This window comes from Acidovorax sp. Leaf78 (assembly GCF_001422735.1).
In the GTDB taxonomy this organism is placed as follows: Bacteria; Pseudomonadota; Gammaproteobacteria; order Burkholderiales; family Burkholderiaceae_C; genus Acidovorax.
Window position 1 is genome coordinate 1 of sequence record NZ_LMLZ01000011.1, and the last position, 15059, is coordinate 15059.

The 15059-nt window shown below is 65.0% G+C and carries 15 protein-coding genes, 1 pseudogene and 1 riboswitch; of the genes and pseudogenes, 5 read left to right on the top strand and 11 right to left on the bottom strand.

Annotated elements, in window-relative coordinates:
* Nucleotides 1-157: 157 nt before the first annotated feature.
* Nucleotides 158-1033 carry a LysR family transcriptional regulator gene (locus ASF16_RS08220; protein WP_056165189.1) on the bottom strand — a complete coding sequence of 292 codons (876 nt, stop codon included), beginning with the start codon at nucleotides 1031-1033 and terminating at the stop codon, nucleotides 158-160.
* 108 nt (nucleotides 1034-1141) lie between these two features.
* Between ASF16_RS08220 and ASF16_RS08225 the strand changes: the two genes are divergently transcribed.
* Nucleotides 1142-2005, top strand: a complete 864-nt coding sequence (locus tag ASF16_RS08225) for an SDR family oxidoreductase (protein WP_056165191.1) — start codon at nucleotides 1142-1144, stop codon at nucleotides 2003-2005.
* Between the two features lie 163 nt (nucleotides 2006-2168).
* Here ASF16_RS08225 and ASF16_RS08230 read toward each other — a convergent pair whose 3' ends face one another.
* A complete protein-coding gene (locus tag ASF16_RS08230; protein WP_156371995.1) occupies nucleotides 2169-2612 on the bottom strand; it encodes a hypothetical protein in 444 nt (147 codons plus the stop codon).
* A 188-nt stretch (nucleotides 2613-2800) separates the two neighbouring features.
* On the opposite strand from ASF16_RS08230, the pseudogene ASF16_RS08240 reads away from it, so the two are divergent.
* Nucleotides 2801-3951: pseudogene (locus ASF16_RS08240) on the top strand (IS3 family transposase).
* Here the strand turns inward: ASF16_RS08240 and ASF16_RS08245 are convergent.
* Nucleotides 3948-4163, bottom strand: coding sequence for a hypothetical protein (locus ASF16_RS08245; protein ID WP_056165197.1), 216 nt, complete (start codon nucleotides 4161-4163; stop codon nucleotides 3948-3950). The pseudogene ASF16_RS08240 and the gene ASF16_RS08245 sit on opposite strands and share 4 nt — an antisense overlap.
* Here ASF16_RS08245 and ASF16_RS08250 point away from each other — a divergent pair.
* Nucleotides 4162-4959 carry a hypothetical protein gene (locus ASF16_RS08250; RefSeq protein WP_056165199.1) on the top strand — a complete coding sequence of 266 codons (798 nt, stop codon included), beginning with the start codon at nucleotides 4162-4164 and terminating at the stop codon, nucleotides 4957-4959. The genes ASF16_RS08245 and ASF16_RS08250 overlap by 2 nt on opposite strands.
* 65 nt (nucleotides 4960-5024) lie before the next feature.
* On the opposite strand, the gene ASF16_RS08255 is transcribed toward ASF16_RS08250, so the two are convergent.
* The 4 genes from ASF16_RS08255 to ASF16_RS08270 form a co-directional block, all read right to left on the bottom strand.
* Nucleotides 5025-5237 carry a hypothetical protein gene (locus ASF16_RS08255; protein ID WP_156371996.1) on the bottom strand — a complete coding sequence of 71 codons (213 nt, stop codon included), beginning with the start codon at nucleotides 5235-5237 and terminating at the stop codon, nucleotides 5025-5027.
* Between the two features lie 341 nt (nucleotides 5238-5578).
* On the bottom strand, nucleotides 5579-6499 hold the full coding sequence (locus tag ASF16_RS08260) for a DUF6279 family lipoprotein (protein ID WP_235507300.1): 921 nt from the start codon (nucleotides 6497-6499) through the stop codon (nucleotides 5579-5581).
* Nucleotides 6500-6502: 3 nt separating this feature from the next.
* The gene (locus tag ASF16_RS08265) at nucleotides 6503-6718 is read right to left on the bottom strand and encodes a hypothetical protein (protein ID WP_056165203.1); all 216 of its coding nucleotides are present in this window, start codon (nucleotides 6716-6718) and stop codon (nucleotides 6503-6505) included.
* A gap of 85 nt (nucleotides 6719-6803) precedes the next feature.
* On the bottom strand, nucleotides 6804-7757 hold the full coding sequence (locus ASF16_RS08270; RefSeq protein WP_056165278.1) for a LysR family transcriptional regulator: 954 nt from the start codon (nucleotides 7755-7757) through the stop codon (nucleotides 6804-6806).
* Between the two features lie 181 nt (nucleotides 7758-7938).
* Between ASF16_RS08270 and ASF16_RS08275 the strand changes: the two genes are divergently transcribed.
* Nucleotides 7939-9135 carry an acyl-CoA dehydrogenase gene (locus ASF16_RS08275; protein ID WP_056165206.1) on the top strand — a complete coding sequence of 399 codons (1197 nt, stop codon included), beginning with the start codon at nucleotides 7939-7941 and terminating at the stop codon, nucleotides 9133-9135.
* Nucleotides 9136-9242: 107 nt separating this feature from the next.
* Nucleotides 9243-10511, top strand: coding sequence for a CaiB/BaiF CoA-transferase family protein (locus ASF16_RS08280; protein ID WP_056165208.1), 1269 nt, complete (start codon nucleotides 9243-9245; stop codon nucleotides 10509-10511).
* A gap of 143 nt (nucleotides 10512-10654) precedes the next feature.
* On the opposite strand, the gene ASF16_RS08285 is transcribed toward ASF16_RS08280, so the two are convergent.
* The 4 genes from ASF16_RS08285 to ASF16_RS08300 all read right to left on the bottom strand — a co-directional run bounded on the left by ASF16_RS08285 (nucleotide 10655) and on the right by ASF16_RS08300 (nucleotide 15058).
* Nucleotides 10655-12313 carry an ankyrin repeat domain-containing protein gene (locus ASF16_RS08285; protein WP_056165280.1) on the bottom strand — a complete coding sequence of 553 codons (1659 nt, stop codon included), beginning with the start codon at nucleotides 12311-12313 and terminating at the stop codon, nucleotides 10655-10657.
* Nucleotides 12314-12506: 193 nt separating this feature from the next.
* Nucleotides 12507-13016, bottom strand: a complete 510-nt coding sequence (locus ASF16_RS08290) for a 6,7-dimethyl-8-ribityllumazine synthase (RefSeq protein WP_056165209.1) — start codon at nucleotides 13014-13016, stop codon at nucleotides 12507-12509.
* Nucleotides 13017-13221: 205 nt separating this feature from the next.
* A riboswitch (FMN riboswitch) is annotated at nucleotides 13222-13402 on the bottom strand.
* Between the two features lie 107 nt (nucleotides 13403-13509).
* Nucleotides 13510-13992: a hypothetical protein gene (locus tag ASF16_RS08295; protein ID WP_056165212.1), complete on the bottom strand. Its 483-nt coding sequence runs from the start codon at nucleotides 13990-13992 to the stop codon at nucleotides 13510-13512.
* A 133-nt stretch (nucleotides 13993-14125) separates the two neighbouring features.
* Nucleotides 14126-15058: a LysR family transcriptional regulator gene (locus tag ASF16_RS08300; protein ID WP_056165213.1), complete on the bottom strand. Its 933-nt coding sequence runs from the start codon at nucleotides 15056-15058 to the stop codon at nucleotides 14126-14128.
* Nucleotide 15059: the final 1 nt, after the last annotated feature.

Below are 15059 nucleotides of genomic sequence, written 5' to 3' on the forward strand. Positions count from 1 at the left end.
GCCCTACAGCAGTGCTGCTGGAAAATGAGGCCCAGTGACGCGGTACGGGCTGGTTCACATGCTCATTGCGCGTTTCCACACAGCCTCGGCCAGAAGCAGACGTTCGTTAGGCGGATACTCATCTAGAGGTCACGGGCAGCGCGGGTTTCGCGAAGGTTTAGATGACAAACCACCCGTTGTCGTATTGGCTGCTTATAAATTCCACAAATGCCTTTACCTTTGGGGTTTGCAGGCGTCGTGAGGTGTGCATCGCCCAGAGCTGGGTTTCCTTGCCCGCGATACCCCAGGAAACCAGCTCCCGCTTCTCCAACTGATCGCCGATGATCGACTGCGGCAGCATCGCCACTCCCGCACCCGCCACCACGGCATCGCGGATGGAAAGCAACGACGACAGCCTGAGTACAGGCTGTGGGTCGTAGGAGATTTGACCTTCCCCGACGGACCAGATATCTCCTGCTTGGTGGGACGGCATGACGACAGCAGGAACGGGAAGATGCTTCCCGGCTCTTTTCTCCGGGATTTGTATAGTCGGAGCGGCTGCAAGGATCAGCCTATCTTTTGCGAAGCATCTGCCGACAAGGTTGCCGTCCTCTCTCGGATTAATCCGAATCGCGACGTCGAAGTGCTCCTCGACCAGATCGGTCAGACGGTCTTCCGAAATGACCTCTATCTCCACCTCGGGATACAAACCTCTGAACCGTGCGGCCAGCTTGCCGAGAGCGACCTGAGAAAACAGCAATGGTGCAGCGACGCGTAGGCGCCCCTTGGGCGCCGTCAAACCGTCACGTGCCGCCGCCATCGCCTCCTCAATCTCACGCATCGGGCCAATGGTTTGGGAGAGCAATGCTCTACCGGTCGCTGTGAGTTCGAGGCTTCGAGCGCCGCGCTCGAAGAGACGCACCCCCAAAGCATCTTCGAAGTCCGCCAGCCGCCGCGAGAGGGTGGCCTTAGAGCGGCCACTGGCACGGCTGGCCTTGCCTAAACCTCCGTGAGTGGCTACCAGCTGGAAATCACGTAGCGCGTCGAAGTCCATAGGTGTCTCATATTTGAAACCCGCAGTATAGATTTTATGGTCTGTGCGTTGATATTGGAACGACCTACAGTTCATTCACACCAACCAACCACTTGAAGGAACCTGATCATGACCATCCTCGTTACTGGAGCTACCGGCCGCGTCGGCCGCCACGTCGTCGAACAACTCGCAAAGCGCGGCGCCGCCGTTCGTGTTCTTACCCGCGATCCTGCCAAGGCCAACTTCGCATCCGGCGTGGAAGTCGCCCAAGGGGATCTGCTTGACTTGGATTCCCTGCGGGCTGCCTTTGCCGGCGTCAAGACGCTCTTCCTGCTAAATGCGGTGACGGGAGATGAATTTACGCAGGCGATCATCACCCTCAACATTGCCCGCGAGGCTGGCGTCAATCGGGTTGTCTACCTGTCGGTGTTCGATGCCGACCGCGCTGTGAACGTGCCGCACTTCGCCGTCAAGTACGGTGCTGAGCGCATGCTCGAGGCGCTAGGCTTCAGTGCCACCATCCTGCGGCCAACCTACTTCATCGACAACGAGGTCATGATTGCCGACGTGGTGAAGAACTATGGGGTGTACCCGATGCCGATCGGATCGAAGGGTGTGGCCATGGTCGATGCCCGCGACATTGCCGAGGTCGCCGCAATCGAGTTGATTCGCCGTGACCAGTCGCCGGGCAAGCTGCCTATCGAGACGATCAACATCGTCGGCCCCGACACACTTACTGGTGCGAACGCGGCAGCGATCTGGACCGAAGCGCTGGGACACCCAGTCGCCTACGGCGGCGATGATCCAACCGGTTTCGAAGCAAACATGGCCAACTTCATGCCCAAGTGGATGGCTTACGAAATGCGGGTCATGGCCGAGCGTTATGTCAGTGACGGGATGGTGCCCCAGGAGGGCGACCGTGAGCGTCTGGTCAAGATGCTCGGACGCCCGCTGCACGCGTACCGTGACTTTGTAGCTACGCTGGTTGCCTGACAACATGGTTTGAGATAGCTGATTTGGATCGCTGGACAAAGCCTCGCTCTGATTCGGGCCGGGCTTCGTACTCCGTGTGAACTTCTAAATCGATATTTCGACCGAGCTGACGGGGAGACCGAAGGGCCGCTTTGGGCCCAAAGCGGCCTATTAGCAGCTACGCCTAATTCCCAGCGGGTTCTTGGTTGGGCCAAAAATACCCTCGCACCTGGGGCGACACATAGGGCAGCACAACCACAATGCCCCAAAGCATCGACCCGAGAGACATGGCCGCGAAATTTATGCCGGACTGCACCGTTACCCCAATGAACGGAATAAGCACGTAGCAGGCCACGCTGAACCAAACTGCAAACCTCGGTCCCCACTGCCTAAAGCGCAGTAGACCGTAGAGCTGGAAAGGGACAGCGGCAATGGCAGCTATGCAAAGCACGCCAATGAGGACCGTGCTGGTGGTGTCGCCTTCCAGTTGAGCGGCGTCATAAATCGACTGGGCTTCCTTGAACTCCGGAGGGATGAGATGCGAGAGGAATGTTAGGTCCCCGATTGCAAAGACGGTCGGAATGACATACGAGACAACTATCAACCATCTGAAGGCAGATTTACTCACAGGCTCACTCCCTTGTTTTGAAGGGCCCCACCGTACCCACGACAGCTGGTGGCCGATAGCTGCCATGTTATCAACAGCCCGGCCGCTCAAACCCAGGCCAATCTCCCCAATAAAAAAGCGCGAAGTGAATCGCCCCGGCTGAACTAGACACCTTCGAGCCTCAAACCTGAGGCCCAATAGGAGGTGCCATGACAAAGCAGCCATATCCCGAAGAGTTCAAGATCGAAGCGGTCAAGCAGATAACGGAGCGAGGCCACCGAGTAGCCGATGTATCCGCCCAGATCGGCGTGAGCCAGCACAGCCTGTACAAGTGGATCAAGGTCTATTCGGTGCCTGCGCCAGAACGACAGATGCAGACGTCCCAGACCGAGGAGCTGCGACGGCTGAAGGCTGAACTCAAGCGCGTGACCGAGGAGCGTGACATCCTAAAAAAAGCCGCCGCGTACTTTGCCAGGCAGTCCGGGTGAGGTACGCGTTCATCAAGCAGCATGCGCAGGAACACAGCGTGCGGCGCATGTGCAAGGTGATGCAGCTACACCCCAGCGGCTACTACGCGTGGAAGGCAGCGCCGCATAGCCCACGGGCCAAGGACGACCACAGGCTTCTGGGCTTGCTCAAGCAGGCATGGCTGGAGAGTGGCGGTGTCTACGGCTACCGCAAACTCACGCTGGACATGCGCGACCTGGGCGAGCGTTGCGGCAAGCATCGCGTGGCGCGGTTGCTCAAGATCGAAGGCCTGCGATCGCAGACGGGCTACGGCCGCCGGCCTGGAATGCGAGGCGGCAAGCCCGCCGTGGTCGCACCAAACCATCTGAAGCGTCAGTTCAAGGTGGATGAGCCCAATCAGTCTTGGGTCACTGACATCACCTACATCCGAACCCACGAAGGCTGGCTGTACCTGGCGGTTGTGGTCGATCTGTTCTCACGCCAGGTAGTGGGCTGGTCCATGGGCAGCCGCATTGACACGAGCCTGGTCCTCGATGCACTGCTGATGGCGCTATGGCGCCGCCAGCCGCGTGCACCTGTCATGGTTCATTCCGATCAAGGCTGTCAGTTCACAGGCCACGAGTGGCAGACCTTCCTGCGCGAGCACAACCTGGTCAGCAGCATGAGCCGGCGTGGCAACTGCCACGACAACGCTGTGGCCGAGAGCTTCTTCCAACTGCTCAAGCGCGAACGCATCCGCAGGCGGGTCTATGCAACCCGTGATGATGCGAGAGCGGACGTCTTCAACTACATCGAAATGTTCTAAAACTCACAGCGCCGTCATTCATCGGCGGCAGGACTATCCCCTGTAGAGTTCGAACAGCGACATTCCCAACGGCTCAAAAGTGTCTAGATAAGCCGGGGCGATTCAGTTTGGACAGTGGGCACACGATGTTCCTCGCGCATCTTCATGCGCTCTGCGGGAATGCTCCACAAGGCCGCCTTGCGGTCGAACTCCGCCCAGCGCGCGCCGCGCACTTCCCCGGGCATGCAGGCCGTGAGCATGAGCATGCGCAGGCCCAGCACGATGCTGGGCGCACCGTCATAGGCCGCGAGCTTGCGCATGAACTCGGGCAGCCTCTTTTTCCGTCAGGGCGGCCCGGTGTTGGACGGTGAGGGGTTTGAGGATCTCGGAGGGCACCAGATCGAGCATAGGGTTGGTGTCGATGCGCTGGTGGGTCACGGCCCAGCGGTAGATGGCTTTCACGCGCTGCAGCACGCGGCCGGCCTGGTCAGTTGCGCCGCGGGCTTCGAGGCCCGCGCCGTCTGCGTGCTTGCACGTAAATACCGCACGCTGTCGGACCGTGCCGTGTTTTTCAGCACACAGAAAAACCTTCAGCCGCAAGCGCTTGCAGCGCTTGGCAACAAGGACAAAGCGCAACTGGGCGAGCACGGCAGGCTCATCGAGAAAGACAAGGTGGCTTCGGTAGAAGCAGCCAAGGATGCGCGCTTCACCACGGTGATCATCGCGAAAGGTTTGGGTGATGACATCGGCGTCCATGCCATGTCAGAGGCCGCCCAAATGCGCATCGTCAGCAAGGTTCAGGCCCTGCTGGGCAAGGCCGGCAAAGTGCAGAAGGTTCGGCCAAGTCTCCTGCAGCGTTCGGGGAAATCGATTTTTTTCGCCATCGCGACACTGGTATTGACCGGGCTGTTCTACTCCATCGTGTCGTCGATGGGCCATGCATCCATCGAGGCCACGGGTAAGCACGCAGGCAAAGAGAAGCTGCTGTATTCAGTCGCAAGTACCTTGGGGCCCACCGGCACGCTGGTCGTCGGCGGTCTGCTCACTGCGCTGTTTCTGTTCAGCGCCTACAAGAACAGCAAGAAGAGCTGGGTGACCGAGCGATATTCGTTCTGACACACCACAACAAAACCAGCCGCTCTCAGCTGGGGCAAGACTGAGGCCAGCCTTCCTCAAGCAGCTCAAGAGGAACGCTCATCGGCGAGGGGCACGCCCGCACGACCTTCCCGCTGCGCCGCCCGAAGCTCGGCCAGCGCCTCCTCCACCGCCCGCCGGTACTCCGGCGTCAGATCCTCGGTCTTGAGTTCGCGCTCGTGGAATTGAGCGCGGTGCGGGTCTTTCAGCAAGTCCTGAATCACGATGCCCTTGAGCTTTACATAGACAGCGTTGTCCATCGGGGTCTCCTGCAAGTGCCAAGCAAGGACCCCATGATCCACCCAAATGCGCAAAAGACGCCATGGGGGATTGCCACGGGATGCGTGCCAACCACAGGCAAGCAGTCGCAGCCCGCAATGCGTCGTGGGGCCACCGATCAGCATGTACTCTGGCTTCGCGCGTCAATGCCTGTAGCTACGGCCTGACTGCACAGCAGCGGGCAGCAGCGCTCAACAGCCACAGTACCTGCCAGCCCCTGCCGGTCAAACCTCTTCGCCGCGAGCTATAGCCAACCATCCCGCACCAGTCAGGCCTGCTGGTTCGCCACCGCGGCCCCCACGACCTGCACGGCTCTACCCCATCACTGCGCAGCCAGCGTCATGAAATCCTGCTCGTACGACTTGGCCGACGCCACCGCCTTCACGCGCTGGGCTGGTGTCGTGGCGTTGTGCACCTGTGCAAAGCCGGCGCAGCCTTCTGTCACCAGCGTTTGCGCGTAGCTGCGGTACGCCAGGTCGGGGGATTGATCGAACCGGGCCAGATACTCGCGCACCAGGGTTTTAGTCTGGGCGGTGTTCTGCCGGTCGCGGGCCACGGTCTGCAGCACCTGCACCAGGTCCTTTTGGCGACGCAGGCGTTCGTTGTAGGTGCGCTGGGGGTCGAAGGAGGACTGGGCGATGAATGCGCGCAGCGCGGCTTTTTGCGGCTCGTCCAGCCGACCATAGAAGCCCTCGGCCCGCGAGAGCAGTTCCTTGAAGCGGTGTTCACGCACTTTCTCGGGCGTGGGGTCGAGCCATTCCTTGCGCCAGTCGGCATTGCTGTCGGCCTGCTTGCGCTCCAGCTGGCGGATCTGGCTGTCCGTCAGCTGCGATGCCAGCCACAGCATCTTGGGCTCGGCCTGGCTGACCACCTGGTCGAACTGGGTGCGGATTTCGGCGTAGGTGCTGCAGGCCTGCTGCGCGGTGATGCCGTCGGCCAGTTGGCGCTGGACCTTTTGCAGCACCTGCGCATGCTGGGGAAGCATGGTGTCGCGGTGCCACTGCTGCAGGTCATCGAGCTCGTCGCGCACGCGTTCGTTCTGCGCGTCCGACAGGCCCAGGTAGCGGTTGATCTGCCACGCCATGAGCTGCGGCGCCTGGTTGTAGGCCAGCTTGACGGTGCTGCAGCCCTGGAGCAGCAGCGCCATGGCGGCGCCCAGCACCACCGCGCGCAGGGCGCGGGCCCTGCCCGACAGGCGCGTGCGCTTCAAAGGCGGCGCTGCAACAGCGGTGTGGTATGCCACGGGTCAGTTGTCTTGGCGGCGTATGAGCTGGCGGCCGCTGGGGGTGATGGTCAGGTCTCCGGAGGTGCCCTTGGCGATGAAGCCCCACTCCAGCAGGCGCGCGGACACGTGGTCCTTGAGCCCGTGGGGCAGCGTGATGGTCTCGCCCATTTCGAGTTGCTTCAGGGTTTCGATCTCGTCGACGGTGGGATCGAAATGCGGTGCATGGTAGGTCGTCATGGAAGGCACTTTCAGGTTGTGATTTATGTGTCAACTGATCCTTACAGCGCCAGATTAGTTCAGCCAGAAGGCGCATGCAAGCGCATTAGCCGGGTCCAGGCATTGGACTGCCCCCCAACGCGGCCATGTCCTGCAACCAGCGCGAAAACGCGGCCAGCACCGGGGACTGTGCGGGCTGCGCGGGGCTGATCAGGTAGTACCCGCGCTCGCCGCGCAGGGGCCGAGCGCAGGCCACCACCAGCTCGCCGCTGGCAAGCTCCGCCTCGATCAGCAGCGGCGGGATCAGCGCCACACCCATGCCGTGCGTGGCCGCCACGGCCAGCATGGAGAACAGCTCGTAGCGCGGGCCATCGAGCGCGTGCGGCGCCTCCACCGCCATCGCATCGAACCACTGCCGCCAGCCATACGGGCGCGTGCTTTGCTGCAGCAGGGGCAGGTCGGCCAGCGCTTCGGCCGCCACGGGCTGGTGGGCGCGGCCCCGGCCGCGGGGCGCGGCAGATTCGAGCAGGCGCGGGCTGCACACGGGCACGACGTCTTCGTGCATCAGCAGCTGGGCCTGCACGCCGGGCCAGTTGGCCACCTGCTCCGGCGTGCCGGCGTACAGCGCGGCGTCGAAGGTGGTGTCGGCAAACAGAAATGGCCGCGTCTGCGTGTCGATGTGCACCACGATGTCGGGGTGCACCTGTGCCAACTGCGGCAGGCGCGGTACGAGCCAGCGCGTGGCAAACGTGGGCACGGCCGCCAGCGACAGCGTGCCGCCCTCGCCCTGGTGGGCCATCACGTCCAGCGTGTCGCGCTCCAGCCCCTGCAGCCAGCGCGCCACCTGGCGGCCATAGTGCGCGCCGGCGGGCGTCAGCACCACGCCGTGGCGGGTGCGGCGAAACAGCTGCACGCCCAGGAATTCTTCCAGTGCCTGGATCTGGCGGGAGACAGCGCTCTGCGTCAGAGACAACTCTTGCGCGGCGCGGGTGTAGCTCTCGTGGCGGGCAGCGACTTCAAAACAGGCCAGGGCCTGGGTCGATGGAATGTTGCGGCGCATGATGAAGATGAACTTGTACGGTGGCCACCCGGCAGGCGGTGTCTGGCGCAAAGTATTCCATACATTCCATTTATACATATCTGGATGAAAAGAACTCGCTTGCCGCCCGCTGGCGCGCGGCCTACGATGCGCCTCAGAACACCTTTGTTGCCACCTTTTTTTTGCACCTGGAGACACGCACATGGCCCACGCCTCTTTTCAATGGGATGACCCTTTCCTGCTGAGCCAGCAGCTGACCGACGACGAGCGCGCCATCCGCGACGCCGCCGCCGCCTACTGCCAGGACAAGCTGGCACCCCGCGTGCTGGACGCCTTCCGACACGAAAAGATGGACGTGAGCATCTTTCGCGAGATGGGCGAAGTGGGACTCCTGGGCCCCACCATCCCCGAGCAGTACGGCGGCCCCGGCCTGTCGTACGTGGCCTATGGCCTGATCGCCCGCGAAGTCGAACGCGTGGATTCGGGCTACCGCTCCATGGCCAGCGTGCAGTCGTCGCTGGTGATGGTGCCCATCCATGAGTTCGGCACCGAAGCGCAAAAGCAGAAGTACCTGCCCAAGCTCGCCACCGGCGAGTGGATCGGCTGCTTCGGCCTGACCGAGCCCGACCACGGCTCCGACCCCGGCAGCATGGCCACGCGCGCCTACAAGGTCGATGGCGGCTACAAGCTCAAGGGCAGCAAGATGTGGATCACCAACAGCCCCGTGGCGGATGTGTTCGTCGTCTGGGCCAAGGAAGTATCCGAAGGCGGTGCGGTGGGCCCCATCCGCGGCTTTGTGCTGGACAAGGGCATGAAGGGGCTGACGGCTCCTGCCATCCACGGCAAGGTGGGCCTGCGTGCATCGATCACGGGGGAGATCGTGATGGACGACGTGTTCGTGCCTGAAGAAAACGCGTTTCCTGAAGTGCAGGGCCTGAAGGGCCCCTTCACCTGCCTGAACAGCGCGCGCTACGGCATCGCCTGGGGCGCACTGGGTGCGGCCGAGTTCTGCTGGCACACCGCCCGCCAGTACACGCTGGACCGCAAGCAGTTTGGCCGCCCCCTGGCTGCGAACCAGCTCATCCAGAAGAAGCTGGCCGACATGCAGACCGAGATCGCCATCGGCCTGCAGGCCTGCCTGCAGTTCGGCCGCATGAAGGACGCGGGCACGGCCAGCGTGGAAGGCACGTCCATCATCAAGCGCAACAGCTGCGGCAAGGCCCTGGACATCGCCCGCCTGGCGCGCGACATGATGGGGGGCAACGGCATCAGCGACGAGTTCGGCGTGGCGCGCCACCTGGTGAACCTGGAAGTGGTGAACACGTATGAAGGCACGCACGATGTGCATGCGCTGATCCTGGGCCGGGCGCAGACTGGCATTGCAGCGTTCAGCAACTAAGCCTTCGAAGCCATCATGGCCCGGTAGATTCACTGCCATTACTCCTAAAACGATAGCTGCTAGCGCTTTATAGACAGGCGCTAGCAGCCTTTTTCATTCAAATTTCCATGACCACATCCAATGCAGGCGCCCTGACGGGCATCAAGGTGCTCGACCTCTCCCGTGTGCTGGCCGGCCCGTGGTGCACGCAGGTGCTGGCCGACCTGGGGGCGGATGTGGTGAAGGTAGAACGCCCCGGCGTGGGCGACGACACGCGCCAGTGGGGCCCGCCCTTTTTGAAGGACGCCGAGGGCAACGACACGAACCAGGCGAGCTACTACACCGCCTGCAACCGCAACAAGCGCTCGGTCACCATCGACATGGCATCACCCGACGGGCAGGCGCTGATCCGGCAGATGGCGCAAGAGGCCGACATCGTGGTCGAGAACTTCAAGGTCGGCGGCCTGAAGCAATACGGCCTGGACCACGAGAGCCTGCGCGCGCTGAACCCGCGCCTCATCTACTGCTCCGTCACCGGCTTTGGGCAGGACGGGCCATACGCCGAGCGCGCGGGCTACGACCTGATGGTGCAGGCCATGACGGGCCTGATGAGTATCACCGGCCAGGCCGACAGCCAGCCCGGCGGCGGCCCGATGCGCGTGGGCGTGGCCGTGATCGACCTGTTCACCGGCCTGTACGCCAGCAACGCCATCCTGGCCGCGCTGCATGTGCGCGACAACGCGGCCACTGGCACCGGCCAGGGCCAGCACATCGACATGGCGCTGCTCGACGTGGGCATGGCCGTGCTGGCCAACCAGGCCTCAGGCTTCCTTGCGACCGGCAAGGCGCCCGAGCGCATGGGCAACAGCCACCCGAGCCTGGCGCCCTACCAGGACTTTGCGACCGCCGACGGCAACATGCTGCTGGCCATCGGCAACGACGGGCAGTTCCAGCGCTTTTGCGCCGCGGCCAGCCAGCCCCAGTGGGGCACCGACCCGCGCTTTGCCACCAACACGCTGCGCGTGAAGCACCGCACCGACCTGATCCCCGCCATGGAGGCGGTGACGCGCACGCGCACCACCGCCGACTGGATCGCGCTGCTGGAAGACAAGGCCGTGCCCTGCGGCCCCATCAACACCATTGCGCAGGCGTTCGACGATGCGCAGGTCAAAGCGCGCGGCCTGGCGGTGACGCTGCCGCGCTGGAAGGACGGCGAGGCCGCCACCGACGGCGTGCAGCAGATCACCGGCGTGGCCAGCCCGCTGCGCCTGTCGGCCACGCCGCCGGTGCTGCGCAACGCGCCGCCGGCGCTGGGGCAGCACACGGACGAAGTGCTTGCCGAGATGGGGCTTGGCCCCGAGCGTATTGCAGCGCTGCGGGCATCGGGCGTGGTGTAGCTGCAGCTGCCGGTCCACGGATCAAAGGTGTAGCTGGATCGCCAGACCACCGCCACTGTCCACATCCGTTCGGGCTGAGCCTGTCGAAGCCTTGCGCGGCGCTTCGACAAGCTCAGCGTGAACGGATGGGGATGCGTATCGCCTCACGCCAGCGGCGCAGCAGCCTCCAGCAGATACTCCGTCACCTCATCGGAGAAGCGCATCAGCCGGCCGTCCAGCAGCACGGCCTCCGAGCCCTTCGGATCGGGCGCCGCCGCTGGCAAGCCGTGGTCCACCAGTGCCTGGGCGCAGCCCACCCAGTCGCCACCGGGCTCGGGCGTGTTGATCGACCCCCACGACAGCGCGCCGCAAGCGTTGTCCTCAAAGCCATGCGTGGCCTGCCAGCGCGCGCCGTGCTCCAGCAGGAAACGGGTCAGCGCCGCGTCGCCCCGAAAGATGGCCAGGTGCAGCGCGGTGCCGTCCCAGTCGCCCCCCTTCGCGTCGATGGGCCAGCCCAGGCGCACCATCAGCCGCACGGCAGCGCCGCAGTCCGCCTGGGCAGCCAGCTCGGGCAGCAGGCGCTGCTGGGGCGGCGACAGCGCATGCACCAGCCCAGGCAGGGCGGTCAGCAGCGTGCGCGCCCGTGCCTCGTCGGCCTCGGCGCAGGCGGCGATGAACTGCTCGTCGGCAGGCACCTCGCCCCCGCCGGCCGCGGTGCGCAGAAACGCCGCCACGGCCGGCAGCCCATACCGCAGGGCCTGGATGTGCGCCGCCGTGCCGTCGGCGGTGCGCATGGCGGGGTCGGCACCCGCGGCCACCAACGCCTGCACGTGTGCGAGCGATCGCCGCCGCCGCAGGGCCCACAGCAGGGGCGCGCTGTGGGGGGCGGGCCCGCCGTCCTGGCCCAAGGGCTCGTTCGCATCCGCACCGTGCGCCAGCAGCAGTTGCAGCGCTGGCAGGTCGTCCATGTCGAGCACTCTGTACACCGCGTTCGATCCCTGCACCCGCGCGCCCGCCTCCAGCAGCATGCGCGTGCAGTCCAGGCTGCCCAGCGCGTGGTACAGCGACTCGCCATCGTTGGGGTCGGCGCCCGCGTCCAGCAGCAGGCGCGCCATGCCGGCATGCTGGTTCTGCCCCGCTGCGCCATACAGCGCCGAGAGGGGGTGCGTTGCATCGGGCGCTGCCAGCGACGCGGGGGGCCAGCGGCTGCCCACCCGCTGGTTGGCATCGGCACCCGCTTGCAGCAGCAGGGCCACGCAGGCCTGCAGGCGGTCCGCGAACGCCGGCAGCCGCGCCAGGCTGGAATGCGCCACGGCCAGCAGCGGCGGCAGCTGCAAGGGCCCGCCAGCGCGGTGCACCCAGCCCGGGTCTTGCGCAATGGCCTGGCGCAGGCGCGCCTCATCGCCCACGGCACAGGCCAGCCACGGGCCTTCGTCCTGCGGGATGGCGCCATCGGCCCACAGCCGTTCGGCCAGCCGGGGCCGGGCACTGTGGTTGCCGCCTGCAATGTCGCCCGCATAGACCAGGCGCAGCCACTGCTGCGTGGCGCGCTCCGGGTCATCCACCAGCGCGCGCCGCGCCAGCACAAAGCCCTGGAAGTCGGCCCACGACGCAAAGCCATGCTCGCGCGCCAGGCACGATTGCGCGTCGTGCAGCTTCAGGCCCAGGGCCGCGATGGCGGCATCGCCCAGCCCTGCGGCGGAAGGCAGCGCGTTGCGAAAGCGCGCCAGCGCCTCGGGCTCGCCGCTGCGATAGCTGGCAAGCAGGTCCTTGGCTTGTTTCTTGAGATGGCCCAGGTCGGGCCGAGGGGGAATGCGTTTCACGAGAACCTCCGTGCATGGATCGCCGACGGCCCGCAACTCCGGCAGCACAAAGGATGAAAAGAAAAGTCAGCTCGGCACGGAACACGCAGGGTGCTCCAGGAGTGGCAAGTGGGTTCAACCCTTCCCGCGGGCCCGGGCGCGGCTTGCACCGCGGGCGGCATCTTACCGCCACGCAGCGCGTAGCCGCGAGCGATCAATCCCCGTGCGCAGGCTCCAGCGCCTTGTACTGCGCCATGGTGCGCAGGCAGGCGTCGGCCACTTCGGTGCCCTTTTTCACGAAGTGTTCGCGGAAGAACTTGAGGTGGTCTTCGTGCTCGTGGAAGTCGCGCGGCGTGAGCACGGCGGACATCACGGGCACCTCGGTGTCGAGCTGCACGCGCATCAGGCCGTCGATGACGGCGGTGGTCACGAACTCGTGGCGGTAGATGCCGCCGTTGACCACCAGCGCACAGGCCACGATGGCGTCGTAGCGGCCGCTTTGCGCCAGGCGCTTGGCCAGGAGCGGGATCTCGAAGGCGCCGGGCACTTCGAACTGCTCGATCTGCCCGGCGGGCAGCCCGTTGCGGCCGAACTCGGCGATCGCGGCATCGCGCGACTGGTGGACGATGTCCCGGTGCCAGCCGGCGCAGATGATCGCGACGCGTTCGCTGCGGCGTGCCGTGGCGGCGGAGATGGCTGTCTGGGAAGGAATGGACTGATTCATGGACTTATCTCAAAGCGAGGAAAGGATTACCAGAATCAGGGCGCGCGAACAGGACTGCCGTGCACCGGCAGCACCGCACGCACCGCTGCGGGCAAGGCCGGGCCGGGCGACCAGGCCGGTGATGGATCACCACCTCGGGCCGCACAGGACCGGACACGCTGCGCAGATGCACGCACGGCACCACCCCTGCGGGCGGCCCCTGGTTTCGCGATCTCTTTCATCCGGACTGTGACCGTCGGCTCTGGCATCTCACCAGATCTGCTGACCCCGGGCCGCCACCACTGCTGGCACGGCCCGGGCGCTCGCGGGCTGCTGCAGTGCAGATGCAAAGACATCTGCCCGCAGATACCGCCGGTGGGGAATTTCGCCCCGCCCTGAGAACGCTGCCGGGCAGGAGACATCCCGCCCGGCGCCACGATTCTAGGGGAAACCCTGGTGCCCTGCAGTCGCCTGCGCGATGGCCCTGCCGCCACCGTTGAGGCACATCAATCCGTCAGCGCGGCTTCTCGAAGCCGCCCTCCACCCAGGCCGTGGCGCTGGCGGGGGTGAGCTTGAACGTGGGCGGCGCCGGCACCCGCGCCAGTTCCTCGCCCAGCTCGTCATGCGCGCTCAGCGTGGCCGTGGCGCCTTCTTCGTCGGGCACGATGGCCAGGGCCACCTTCAGCCGCTGGCCGTTGACGGTGACCGACACGTTCTTGTTGAGCTGCGCATGCAACTGCTGCTCGTGGCGGCGCAGCACCTCGCTGGCGGTCTTGACCAGGGTGTGGAAGGCCGAGACGTCGAGCGGCTTGGGATTCTTCTTGTCGCGCCCCATGGTCCAAGGGCCGACCAGCGCGGGCTCCGTCTCGCCCTTGAGCGTCATGGACACGGCCCAGCCGTCGTCGTCCTCGTTCTTGATGACCTGCGCGGTCCATTGGCCGTCGCTCCAAAGGCGGGGCTCCTGGATGGTGTCGGGCGTGTCAGGGGTGTCTTGCATGGGAAAGGCGTCGCGGAAAATTCAGGGAAAAGGGCGCAGAGCATAACGGCCTGGGCGGACGCAGCTGCAAGGGATTTTCAATAACCTTTGGTTATCGATAGCCGTGTGCGCGCAACGTCAAGATCAAAGCCGGTCAAGGCCCATCGATGGCAGGGCTGGCCACCTCGCGCAGCACGTCGATGAAGGCCTGCATCGCAGGCGTGGGCGACTCTCCCAGCCGGGTGATGAGGCCGTAGTCGGGCATGCGGTCGGGCAGGTCCACGGGGATGCGGGCCAGCAGGCCCTTGGCGATGTACCGCTCCACCAGCGCCTGGGGCTGCAGCGACAGCATGTCGGTGGTCTGCATCATCTGGAGCGCAAACAGGAACGACGGGGTCTCCACCACGCCCGAGCTGAGCGCCAGGCCGTTGCGGCCGAAGATGTCGTCCGACACCCTGCGCACCGCGGTGGACGCGGGGTACAGGATCCACGGCCAGTGCGACAGCTCGGCCATGTCCAGGTCGCGCGCGCCGCGCAGAGGGTGGTGCAGGCCGCCCACCACCAGCAACGGCTCGTTGGACAGACGTTCGTAGTGGAATTGCGCGCGCTGCGCCTCGTCGGTGAAGCGGCCGATCATCAGGTCGATCTTGCGCTCGGCCAGCCACACGATCAGCTGGTCGCTGCTTTGCTCCAGCACCTTGAGCACCAGCAGCGGGCGCAGGCGCTGGATCTCGGCCACCGACGCCGTCAGCACATGCGCGGCCGATCCTGTGATGGCGCCAATGGTCAGGTGGCCGTGGCCACCCTCCTTGAGAGCATTGAATTCATCGACGAACTTGCGGTGGCCGGCGAGCGCGCTGGCAGCGTAGCGTAGTGTGAACAGCCCCAGCTCGTTGGGCCGCATGCCGCGCGACAGGCGATCGAAGAGCCGCGATTCCAGGATCTCTTCGATGTCCATCAGGATCTTGGTGGCGGCCGGCTGCGTGATGTGCATCTGCTCGGCCGTCAGGCGCAGGTTGCGCGTCTGGCCCAGGATGTCCAGGAACTGCAGGTGCCGAAAGCGCAGCCGCGCGCAGGCCTGCGCCATC